At 66.1% G+C, this 10,260-nt stretch carries 10 protein-coding genes and 1 tRNA gene; 5 read left to right on the top strand and 6 right to left on the bottom strand.

Annotated features, from left to right (window positions below; translation table 11 throughout):
- The first annotated feature begins 72 nt into the window (after window positions 1-72).
- A complete protein-coding gene (locus RPR59_RS03270) occupies window positions 73-1,542 on the top strand; it encodes a lipopolysaccharide biosynthesis protein (RefSeq protein WP_313916629.1) in 1,470 nt (489 codons plus the stop codon).
- A gap of 9 nt (window positions 1,543-1,551) precedes the next feature.
- On the opposite strand, the gene RPR59_RS03265 is transcribed toward RPR59_RS03270, so the two are convergent.
- Window positions 1,552-1,980, bottom strand: a complete 429-nt coding sequence (locus tag RPR59_RS03265; RefSeq protein ID WP_313916627.1) for a CBS domain-containing protein — start codon at window positions 1,978-1,980, stop codon at window positions 1,552-1,554.
- A gap of 60 nt (window positions 1,981-2,040) precedes the next feature.
- Between RPR59_RS03265 and RPR59_RS03260 the strand changes: the two genes are divergently transcribed.
- On the top strand, window positions 2,041-2,343 hold the full coding sequence (locus RPR59_RS03260; RefSeq protein WP_313916625.1) for a hypothetical protein: 303 nt from the start codon (window positions 2,041-2,043) through the stop codon (window positions 2,341-2,343).
- Window positions 2,344-2,434: 91 nt separating this feature from the next.
- Here RPR59_RS03260 and RPR59_RS03255 read toward each other — a convergent pair whose 3' ends face one another.
- The 4 genes from RPR59_RS03255 to hisS all read right to left on the bottom strand — a co-directional run bounded on the left by RPR59_RS03255 (window position 2,435) and on the right by hisS (window position 6,712).
- The gene (locus RPR59_RS03255; RefSeq protein WP_313916623.1) at window positions 2,435-3,199 is read right to left on the bottom strand and encodes a DUF4167 domain-containing protein; all 765 of its coding nucleotides are present in this window, start codon (window positions 3,197-3,199) and stop codon (window positions 2,435-2,437) included.
- A gap of 148 nt (window positions 3,200-3,347) precedes the next feature.
- Window positions 3,348-4,202, bottom strand: coding sequence for a peptide chain release factor N(5)-glutamine methyltransferase (gene prmC / locus RPR59_RS03250; protein ID WP_432280305.1), 855 nt, complete (start codon window positions 4,200-4,202; stop codon window positions 3,348-3,350).
- A gap of 61 nt (window positions 4,203-4,263) precedes the next feature.
- Complete coding sequence (prfA, locus tag RPR59_RS03245) at window positions 4,264-5,343, bottom strand: peptide chain release factor 1 (RefSeq protein ID WP_313916618.1); 1,080 nt, start codon at window positions 5,341-5,343, stop codon at window positions 4,264-4,266.
- Window positions 5,344-5,461: 118 nt separating this feature from the next.
- A complete protein-coding gene (gene hisS, locus RPR59_RS03240; RefSeq protein ID WP_313916616.1) occupies window positions 5,462-6,712 on the bottom strand; it encodes a histidine--tRNA ligase in 1,251 nt (416 codons plus the stop codon).
- Between the two features lie 110 nt (window positions 6,713-6,822).
- On the opposite strand from hisS, the gene RPR59_RS03235 reads away from it, so the two are divergent.
- The 3 genes from RPR59_RS03235 to RPR59_RS03225 all read left to right on the top strand — a co-directional run bounded on the left by RPR59_RS03235 (window position 6,823) and on the right by RPR59_RS03225 (window position 8,942).
- Window positions 6,823-6,896: transfer RNA gene (locus RPR59_RS03235), tRNA-Gly, on the top strand.
- 221 nt (window positions 6,897-7,117) lie between these two features.
- Window positions 7,118-7,291: a hypothetical protein gene (locus RPR59_RS03230; protein WP_313916613.1), complete on the top strand. Its 174-nt coding sequence runs from the start codon at window positions 7,118-7,120 to the stop codon at window positions 7,289-7,291.
- 82 nt (window positions 7,292-7,373) lie between these two features.
- Window positions 7,374-8,942 (top strand): peptide chain release factor 3, encoded by a 1,569-nt coding sequence (locus RPR59_RS03225; protein ID WP_313916609.1) that lies wholly within the window; start codon window positions 7,374-7,376, stop codon window positions 8,940-8,942.
- Here RPR59_RS03225 and RPR59_RS03220 read toward each other — a convergent pair.
- The gene (locus RPR59_RS03220) at window positions 8,939-10,231 is read right to left on the bottom strand and encodes a spinster family MFS transporter (RefSeq protein WP_313916607.1); all 1,293 of its coding nucleotides are present in this window, start codon (window positions 10,229-10,231) and stop codon (window positions 8,939-8,941) included. The genes RPR59_RS03225 and RPR59_RS03220 overlap by 4 nt on opposite strands.
- Window positions 10,232-10,260 lie beyond the last annotated feature (29 nt).

Below are 10,260 nucleotides of genomic sequence, written 5' to 3'. Positions count from 1 at the left end.
TCGCTTTTTTCCGAACCTCAGCTTTTCTGCGGTTTACGCGTTCGTAATTCGTGCCGGTGCATCACGCTCGCCATGGGAAATGGTGCCGCTACGGCGAATCACGAGTCGGAATCGCTGCGCGATCAGGTGCGCAAAGCCGTCATCTGGCGCTCCGGCACCCAGATTCTCGGTCAGATGATCGCGTGGTGCTCCACCTTCGTGGTGATTCGCCTGCTCGACCCTGCCGATTACGGCCTGTTCGCCATGACGCAGGTCGTGCTCGTGCTGTTCAACATGCTGAACGGCTACGGCCTCGCCAGCAGCCTGATCCAGCAGGACGAAATCGGCCACCGGCAGATGCGCCAGCTATTCGGCATGCTGATTCTGCTGAACCTGGCGCTCGCCCTGGTGCAGGTGATCGCCGCGCCGCTGGCCGCCGCCTATTACCGCCAGCCCATGATTGCCGACCTGTTGCGGGTACAGGCACTTCTCTATGTAACGACGCCGTTCATCGCCTTTCCCTTCGCCCTGCTTTCGCGCCGCATGGATTTTCGCAGCCAGGCGCAGGTGAACCTCGCCTCGGCCGTGACGGGCGCGGTGGCCGCGCTGGGCGGAGCCTATGCGGGATTCGGAGTGTGGACGCTGATAGTGGCGCCGATCATCCTGTTCACCACCCGCGCCGTCGGCATGACGGTCGCCGCGAAATCGCTGATGTGGCCAAGTTTCGATTTTCGCGGGGCGGGAAGCATGGCGCGCTATGGCGGTCTGATGGCGGCGGGCCAGTTCTTCTGGTTCGTGCAGAGTCAGGCCGATGTCTTCATCGCCGGCCGAAGCTTCGATCCGCATCACCTGGGGATCTATACGACCTCGCTGTTCCTGACGCAGATCTTCGTCTCGAAATTCGTGCCGGCGCTGAACGAGGTCGCCTTTTCCGCCTATTCCCGGATCCAGCGCGATGCCGACGCGGTCGCGACCGCCTTCGCCAGGTCGGCGCGAATCATCATGGTCGCGGCCATGCCCTTCTATCTCGGCATGGCAGTGACGGCGGAACCGCTCGTGCTCGTCGTGCTCGGCGAAAAATGGGCGGAAGCGGTGCCGATCGTCCGCCTGCTCGCCTGCGCCATGCCGTTCATGACGATGCTCATCCTGTTCGCGCCCGCCAGCGATGCGATGGGCCGACCGGGAATCAGCGCACGGAACGGCGCGACCGGGGCGGTCGTGCTACCGGTCGCCTTCCTTGCGGGCGTGCATTGGGGCGCGACCGGTCTCGCCGTCGCGTGGATCGCGGCCTATCCGCTCTACCTCCTGATCGCAGCGCGGCGCACCCTGCCGGTGATCGGGCTTCGCGCCCGCGCGCTCGCAGGCGCCGTGACGCCGCCCATCGTCGCCGCGCTCACGATGGCGCTGATCGTCGCAGGCGTGGATTCGATGCTTCCGGCGGTCGGCCCGGTTCTTCGACTCGCCACCCTGGTCGCCGCCGGCGCCGCGACCTATGGAGCCTGGCTGCTCCTGTTCGCGCGGGATACGGTCACGGAGCTCGTCGACCTGCTCCGCCGCCGCTGACGCCCCGGATCAGGCCTGCTGGATATAGTCGCGCATCGCGCGCGCTTCGGCCTCGATCCGGTCGATCCGGTATTTGACGATATCGCCGATCGAGACGAGCCCGATCATCCGCCCCTGCTCCAGGACCGGCAGATGTCGGATACGCCGCTCGGTCATCTGCGACAGCGCGGCCAGGGCCGAATAATCGGGCGTAACCGTCACGGCCGGCGCCGTCATCAGTTCGCCGACCTGCCGCGCAAGGGCGTCCGCCCCTTCTTTTGCAACGCAATAGATGACGTCGCGTTCGGAAAAGATCCCGACCACCTGATCATCATCGACCACCGGAAGCGCTCCGATTCGTCGCTCGGCAAGCATTGCCACGGCATCGACCACGCGGGTTGCACCGCCGATCGACTGGACGTCATGGCCTTTGCCGCCAAGGATTGCCGCGATCGTCATGGCCATTCTCCTTCATCGCCCCGGCTTGAGGATTCCACGAACACGCCCCAATTGGAAGTCATGGCGAACCCCAGGCGCGATCTCGACGACCCGGAATATGCGGCCTTTGCCTGGGCGCGCTATCGCCGCGTCCTGAAATGGATGGCGCTTTTGTCCCTTGCGGTCGCCGTCGCGGCGGTGGCGGTCCTTTGGTGGTGGCTGGATACCATGCGGCTCCACCTCGCGATCGCCACCGGTCTAGGCGTGGGACTGTCGGTCCTGATGGCGGCGGCGCTGATGGGACTGATGTTCCTCAGTTCAGGCTCCGGGCACGATGAAACCGTCGACCGGTTCAATCGCGACCGCGAAGACGACGCGTCCTGATCGACCTTCGAAGCGGCGGGAACGGCATTAAGCAAAAGGCCGGCGGCATCGCTGCCCACCGGCCTTTCTTGCTTTCGTTCCGACCGCTGCTTCAGCCGAGCGAAGACTGTGCCTCTTCCTCGCCCGAACTGCGACGCCGGCGACGCGGCTTGGGCTTTTCCTCGGCATCGCTCAGCGAAGGCGGCAGGCGATCGGCCCCCAGGCCTTCGCCGTCGTTCGCGGCAGCCGGCTCGGCATTCACCTCGTTCTTGCGCGGGCGGCCGCGCCGACGGGGCTTCTCCTCGACAGATTCCGACGTAGCGTCGGCCTTTTCCGTGTCCGATGCGTCCTGGCCACTTTCGTCCGCCCGCTCGGCGCCGTTCGCGCCTTTGCGGCCGGAACGTCCGCTGCGCCGTTCGCGATCCCCGTCCTCGCCCCGGGCGCTGCCCCGAGCCTGGTCCTGACGGTCCCCATCATCCTGCTCAGCGTCGTTGTCGTCGCGCTGCCGGCGGTTGCTTTCCTCGGCGCGCAAACGGGTATCGTTGAGCACGCGGAAATAATGATCCGCATATTGCAGGTACATCTCGGTACTGACCCGGTCGTCCTGCATCTGCGCATCCCGCGCGAGATTCTTGTATTTCTCCAGCAGTTGCGCCGCATTGCCGCGATGGCGGCTGTCGATACGATTGTTGCTGTCGGGGCGACTGCCCCCACCCTGCGAGCGCTGCCCGCCGCGGCCGCGACGGCGGCCGGCCTGACGATTGGTCATCAAGGTTTCAATGTCCTGTTGTTCAAAACTGTCCGTCGATCCATTGCGATCCCGGATACGAGCCACATCAGCGAGGGCATCGGCATTACCGACGACGCCGCGTGCCACGGCCGCCGGACGTCAGCGGCACACATGACGTTGGAGTGGGCCAGGGCCCCGTTTTCAACACCTTGGTCGAAAATGCCTGCCCCGCAGCAATCCTTAGCGGCTGCGCGACGAACTTCCAAGGGGAAATATGGGTCGCGCGCCGCCAGGATCAAGATGTCGCGATCAACGCACGCGCCCGGCCGCCCAGATCGCTTCGGCAGGCTACCTGGAGCCGACGGGCCGAAAGCAACGCGGTCACCGCTTCGCGCTGGCGATGGCCGATCTCCAGGATCGCAGCGCCGCCGGGGGCGAGCAGGCGCGGCAGATCCGGGACGATGCGCCGATAATCGTCCAGGCCGTCAAATCCCGCGAACAATGCCGATGCGGGTTCGTGGCCGATGACGTCGCGCGGCAGGGCGGCATCCGCTTCGACATAAGGCGGGTTGGCGAGGATCAGGTCGAACGGCCCCTCGATTCCGGCCGCCCAGTCGCCCCGCAGCATCGTGGCCCGGCCCGGCGCAATGCGCGCGGCGTTGCGCACGGCATAGGCCAGCGCTTCCGCCGAGGCCTCGATCCCCAATCCCTGCGCCCCCGGCCACTGATCGAGCGCCGCGAGGAGCAGGGTGCCCGGCCCGGTGCCCAGATCCAGGATGCGGGCAGGCGCGCGGTCGCCGAAATGCTCGACCGCCGCCTCGATCAGCGTCTCGCTGTCGGGCCGGGGAATCAGCACGCCGGGGCCGATTTCCAGCGTGACCGTCCAGAAATCCCGATCTCCGACGATATAGGCGACCGGCTCGTGCGCCAGCCGGCGATCAAGCAGCGCCGCGAATTTCGCCGGCGCGGGCCGATCGAGCCCGCCGAGAAGCATGGCATCGCGGCTCATGTCGAGCGCGTGCGCCATCAGCAACTCGGCGTCCAGGCGCGGGGTGTCGGATATGGCGTCCAGGTGTCGGGCGGCATCGGCGAGCGCGCCGCGCACATCTCCCCTCCCGCTTGCGGGCGGGGGAAAGGGGGGGGATGTCATCATGGATGATCGCCGGGTCGAAAGCCCTCCCCCCGGCCCCTCCCGCGGACGGGAAGGGCACTTACGCAGCATCTTCCAGGCTGGCGAGTCGTTCGGCCTCGTCCTCGGAAATGAGAGCATCGATCAGTTCGTCCATCTGGCCTTCCAGGATTTCGGGCAGACGGTGGAGCGTCAGGCCTATCCGGTGATCGGTCACGCGGCCCTGCGGGAAATTATAGGTGCGGATCCGCTCCGACCGGTCGCCCGATCCGACCATCGACCTGCGCGCACCGGCGCGTTCCGAATGGAGCCGCTCGCGCTCACGCTCGTAGAGGCGGGTGCGCAGCACCTTGAGCGCCTTCGCCTTGTTCTTGTGCTGCGACTTTTCGTCCTGCTGGATGACGACGAGGCCGGTCGGGATATGCGTGATACGCACCGCCGAATCGGTGGTGTTGACCGACTGGCCGCCCGGCCCCGACGAGCGGTAGATGTCGATGCGCAGATCCTTTTCGTCGATCTGGACGTCCACTTCCTCCGCCTCGGGCAGCACCGCCACCGTCGCCGCCGAGGTGTGGATGCGCCCGCCCGATTCGGTGACCGGAACGCGTTGGACGCGGTGGACCCCGCTTTCGAACTTCAACCGCGCGAAAACGCTCTGCCCCTTCACGCTCGCGATCACTTCCTTGTAGCCGCCGGCCTCCGACGGGCTTGCAGAGATCAGTTCGACGCGCCAGCCGCGCTCGTCGGCATAGCGCTGATACATGCGCAGCAGGTCGCCGGCGAACAGCGCCGCCTCGTCGCCGCCGGTGCCGGCGCGGATTTCCAGCATGGCCGGCTTCTCGTCGGCCGAATCGCGCGGGAGAAGCGCAAGCGCCAGGGCGCGTTCCGCAACCTCCAGATTGCCGCGGTTCTGCTCCAGCTCGTCCTCCGCCATCGCCCGCAATTCGGCGTCGGCATCATGTATCATGTGGGCAAGCGACTTGCCTTCGGCCCGCAGCCTGCGCACCTCGCCCGCGGCCTTCGCCACCGGCTCCAGCTCGGCATATTCTTTCGATACGGCGACGAACTTGTCCGACGACAGGTCGCCCGACGACATCATCGCCTGCAATTCGTCGCGCCGCGCCTCGATCGCGGCGATACGGTCGGCCGGAATATGGGTCATCGGTGACCTCGGCAGGATTCCCGCGCTCCTGCACAGGCCGGCGCCCAGAGCCACGAACGGCTTCGTTTGCCGCCCTGGGCTCCTGCTTTCGCAGGAGATCGGAGAAGGCCGCAATTGATCATGCCGCGCTCAACGTTTCTGCCAGCGCGTCGAGCGCAACCGGCTGCTGCTCGCCGGTTGCGAGGTTCTTCACGCCCGCCTCCCCGCTCGCGATCTCGTCGTCGCCGAGAATTACCGCATAGCGCGCGCGCAGCGCGTCGGCCTTCGCCATGCGCTTCTTCATATTGCCCTTGAACGCCATGTCGACGGCAAGCCCGGCACGACGCAGTTGCGCCAGGATGCCCTGAGCGCGCGTCGCCGCCGCCTCGCCGAGCGGCACCACGACCGCATCGACCGACTTCGCCGCCGGTTCGTCGAGCAGCATCGCCAGCCGCTCGATCCCGGCCGCCCAGCCGACGCCCGGCGTGGGATTGCCGCCGAGGCTCTCGATCAGCCCGTCATAGCGCCCGCCGGCGATCACGGTGCCCTGCGCGCCCAGCCGGTCGGTGACGAATTCGAATGCGGTGTGGCGGTAATAGTCGAGCCCGCGCACGAGCCGCGCATTGCGCGTCCACGCGACGCCGGCGGCATCAAGCCCGCCCGTAACCGCCTCAAAATAATCTCGTGAGAATCGAGTCAGAAACTCATCGATCCCAGGAGCCTCCGCCACGATCTGCTGGTCCTGCGGGCTCTTGCTGTCGAGAATGCGAAGTGGATTAGTCTCGAGGCGAACTCGGCTCTCTTCTGACAAATCAAGTTGATGATTCGCGAAATGCTCGATCAAGGCCAAACGCCAGCCTTCCCGCGAATGAGGGTCGCCCAGCGTATTGAGCTGCAACGTCACCCCTTCGGCGATGCCGAGTTCGTTCAGCAACTGGTCGGCGAGCGTCAGCAGTTCGACATCCGCCGCAGGCTCGGCGGCGCCGATGATCTCGGCGTCGATCTGGTGGAACTGGCGATAGCGTCCCTTTTGCGGGCGTTCATAGCGAAATACCGGTCCGTGCGTCGCGAGCTTCATCGGCGCATGTTGCTGCCAGCCGTTCGTGATGAACGCACGCGCGATGCCGGCGGTGAATTCGGGCCTGAGCGTGACCGAATCGCCGCCGCGATCGTCGAAGGTGTACATCTCCTTCGACACCACGTCGGTCGTCTCGCCCAGCGAGCGGGCGAAAACGGCGGTCGCCTCGAACACCGGCAGTTCGAGCCGGTCGAAACAATAAAGCCGGCGGACATGATCGAAAGCGTCGACGACGCGCGCGAAGCGGCGCTCGTCCTCGCCGACGATATCCTGCGTTCCGCGGATCCGGTTGGGGGTGTCGGTACGGGCCATGGAGCGGCGATATCTAGGGCGTAGATTCGCGAAACGCCAGTGTTTCGCGCGAGGTCCGTCTTGCACGCCGGCGCGCACGTCGCTAACTGCATCCGTCCGCAAGCGCGTGAGCGGGTATAGCACAATGGTAGTGCAGCAGCCTTCCAAGCTGAATATACGGGTTCGATTCCCGTTACCCGCTCCAGCCTTTTCGTAGAAAATCCCTTTCGGTCGCCCTCCGGTCGGTGGCCCGCGCCGGGCCGTGTACGCGCTTCCAGCATCATCTTGAGCCGGCCTTCGCTGGCGCGCTTTGCGGCGGCGGGGAACGCCTCGAACGCGCTTGATCTGCGTTATGGCGTGCGACGGTGCGCCCCCGTACAAGGAGGATATCCAGCGTCGAGCGGGGCGGCCAGACGGAGGATCACGATGCAATCGAACGATCGAATCTATTTCCTGAAACGCGCGAGCCGCGAGCGGGAATTGGCGGAGTTGTGTCGGGACGATGCGGTCGCCACGGCCCATCGGCAGATGGCCAAGCAATATGAACGCAGGGCCGACGGCCTGTCGCAGGAGCAAACCACGATCGTGGAGCGCAACTGAGCCTCGGCGGGCGAATAGCGGCGCGCCGGGGCGGCGCAATCCGATCTCGACGCCGCCCTCGCTTCCCCGCTACAGGGCCGCGATGACCCAATTCCAAGAGCGTCGCACCTTCGCGATCATCTCCCATCCCGACGCCGGCAAGACCACGCTGACCGAAAAGCTGCTGCTGTTCGGCGGCGCCATCCACCTGGCAGGCCAGGTGAAGGCGCGCGGCCAGGCGCGGCGTGCAAGGTCGGACTGGATGAAGATCGAGCAACAGCGCGGCATTTCCGTCACCAGCTCGGTGATGACGTTCGAGCGCGAGGGCGTGACCTTCAACCTGCTCGACACGCCAGGCCACGAGGATTTCTCCGAAGACACCTACCGCACACTCACCGCCGTCGATTCCGCCGTCATGGTGATCGACGCGGCGCGCGGCATCGAGGCGCAGACGCGCAAGCTCTTCGAGGTCTGCCGCTTGCGTTCCGTGCCCATCATCACCTTCATCAACAAGGTCGATCGTGAAGGCCGCCAGCCGTTCGAGCTGCTCGACGAGATCGCCGACGTCCTGGCGCTCGATGTCGCGCCGATGACCTGGCCGGCCGGAATGGGCGGGCAGTTCGAGGGCATCTACGACCTGCGCGACCACCGCCTGCTGCAGCCGACCGGCGGCAGCCGCGAATATGGGGGCAAGGTCGCCCAGCTTTCCGGGCTCGACGATCCGAAACTCGCCGAACTGCTGAGCGCCGATGCACTGGCGCGCCTGCAGGAGGAGACCGAACTGGCCGAAATCGGCTATGCGCCGTTCGACGAAGAAGCATACCGCAACGGCGACCTCACGCCGGTCTATTTCGGATCGGCGCTCAAGCAGTTCGGCGTCGATTCGCTGATCCGGTCGCTCGCCGCCTTCGCGCCGCCGCCGCGCCCGCAGCCGGCCGAGCCGGAACCCGTCGAGCCGAGCCGCGACGAAGTCACCGGCTTCGTCTTCAAGGTGCAGGCCAACATGGACCCGAACCACCGCGACCGCATCGCCTTCATGCGGCTGTGCTCTGGGACCTTCAAGCGCGGCATGAAGCTGACGCCGACGGGTCACGGCAAGCCGATTTCCGTACATTCGCCGATCCTGTTCTTCGCGCAGGACCGCGAACTGGCGGAGGAGGCCTATCCCGGCGACATCATCGGCATTCCCAATCACGGCACGCTGCGCGTCGGCGACACGATGAGCGAGAAGGCGCAGGTGCGCTTTACCGGCCTGCCGAACTTCGCGCCGGAAATCCTGCGCCGCGTGGCGCTGAAGGATCCGACCAAGACCAAGCAGTTGCGCAAGGCGCTCGACGACATGGCCGAAGAAGGCGTGACGCAGGTCTTCTATCCGGAGATCGGCGCCAATCTCGTCATCGGCGTGGTCGGGCAGCTTCAACTGGAAGTGCTGATCAGCAGGCTGGAGGCGGAATACAAGGTCGCGGCCGGGCTGGAGATGGCGCCGTTCGAAACCGCGCGCTGGATTTCAGGCGACCCCGCCAGGTTGAAGGAATTCGTCGAGATCAACCGCTCGGCAATGGCCAAGGACCGCGACGGCAATCCCGTCTTCATGGCGAAGAGCGCCTGGGAAGTAGGCTATGTGGCGGAGCGCTATCCCGACATCACCTTCGCCGCGACACGGGAGCGCTAGGTCCCGCTGCGAGCGGCCGTGCCCTGTTCCTCGTCCCACCATTCGCTGCGAAGCGACCGGGAGGCGACGAACATCAGCGCCGCCGCCAACAGGTAGAAGGCGAGACACCCGATCACGGCATAGCGCAGCGATTCGACGCCGTGGCCGGTCTTCAACCCGTCGGACACCGCCCCCATCAGCCAGGGACCGACGCCCAGGCCGATCAGGTTGTTGACCATCAGGAAACTGCCGCTCGCGGTGGCGCGCATGTGGGGCGGGACGAGATTCTGCACCGCGGTCGTCACCGGCCCGAGCCACAGGATATTGAGCCCATTCGGGATGAGCAGCAGTGCCCAGGCGATCGGCAGCACGCCGGTCGACAGGCCGGCGGCGAAGGTCGGCGCGGTGATCAGCCAGGCGATGGCCGGCAGCCAGGCGTACCAGCGCCGGTCGGCGTGCCCCAGCCTGTCCGCCAACCAGCCCCCGGCGAACACGCCCGCCGTTCCGCCGATGAGCAGCAGCGATCCCAGGAACTGACCGGTGGTGACGAGATCGAGACCGAAGCTGCGGATCAGCACCGATGGCGTCCACAGCGCCAGGCCGTACCCGCACAGCGAGCTGAACCCGGCGGCGAAGGACATCAGCCAGAAACTGCGCTTTTTTGCCAGCATCGGGAAGACCATCGAGACGGGCGCGAGCGGCGGACCGCCGGCACGGCCTCTTTTCGGTACGTCCCGCACCAGGAAGCGGAATATGGGGGCCACCACGATCCCGGCCGCACCAACGGCCAGGAAGGCGATCCGCCAATCGACGCTGGACGCGATATAGGCACCCAGCAAGGTTCCGAGCGCCAGCCCCACGGGAATGCCCAGCGAATAGATGGCAAGCGCGCGTGCCCGCTTTTCGAGCGGGAAATAGTCGGCGATCAGCGCGTAGGACGGCGCCACGCCGCCCGCCTCTCCGATACCGACGCCCAGGCGGAATGCAAAGAGGTGCCAGAAGCCGGTGGCGAAGCCGCACAGGGCGGTGAAGCCGCTCCACACCGTCAGCGCGCCCGTTATCACCCAGCTCCGGCTGGTACGATCGGCAAGCAGCGCCAATGGCACGCCCAGAATCGAATAGAGGATGGCGAAGGCGAGGCCGCCGACGGCGCCGAACTCGCCGTCGCTCAGCCCCAGATCCGCCTTGATCGGCTCGGCGAGGATGCCGAGGATCTGCCGGTCGAGAAAATTGAAGGTATAAACCAGCAGCAGCATCGCCAGGACGAGGCCGCGATGCCCTTTGCCGACGGTTGCCGCTTGCGTATTCATGAAACGCGCCTCCCCTCCCGTCCGCACAC

Origin of the sequence: Stakelama saccharophila, from assembly GCF_032229225.1 — a bacterium.
GTDB classification, from domain to species: Bacteria; Pseudomonadota; Alphaproteobacteria; order Sphingomonadales; family Sphingomonadaceae; genus Sphingomonas; species Sphingomonas saccharophila.
This window is presented reverse-complemented; position numbering and strand designations above follow the sequence as displayed.

Coding starts and splice junctions, on each gene's coding strand:
- RPR59_RS03270 (WP_313916629.1), top strand. CDS start 73: ATGGGAAATGGTGCCGCTACGGCGAATCACGAGTCGGAATCGCTGCGC.
- RPR59_RS03260 (WP_313916625.1), top strand. CDS start 2,041: ATGGCGAACCCCAGGCGCGATCTCGACGACCCGGAATATGCGGCCTTT.
- prmC (WP_432280305.1), bottom strand. CDS start 4,202: ATGACATCCCCCCCCTTTCCCCCGCCCGCAAGCGGGAGGGGAGATGTG.
- RPR59_RS03230 (WP_313916613.1), top strand. CDS start 7,118: ATGCAATCGAACGATCGAATCTATTTCCTGAAACGCGCGAGCCGCGAG.
- RPR59_RS03220 (WP_313916607.1), bottom strand. CDS start 10,231: ATGAATACGCAAGCGGCAACCGTCGGCAAAGGGCATCGCGGCCTCGTC.
- hisS (WP_313916616.1), bottom strand. CDS start 6,712: ATGGCCCGTACCGACACCCCCAACCGGATCCGCGGAACGCAGGATATC.
- RPR59_RS03265 (WP_313916627.1), bottom strand. CDS start 1,980: ATGACGATCGCGGCAATCCTTGGCGGCAAAGGCCATGACGTCCAGTCG.
- prfA (WP_313916618.1), bottom strand. CDS start 5,343: ATGACCCATATTCCGGCCGACCGTATCGCCGCGATCGAGGCGCGGCGC.
- RPR59_RS03225 (WP_313916609.1), top strand. CDS start 7,374: ATGACCCAATTCCAAGAGCGTCGCACCTTCGCGATCATCTCCCATCCC.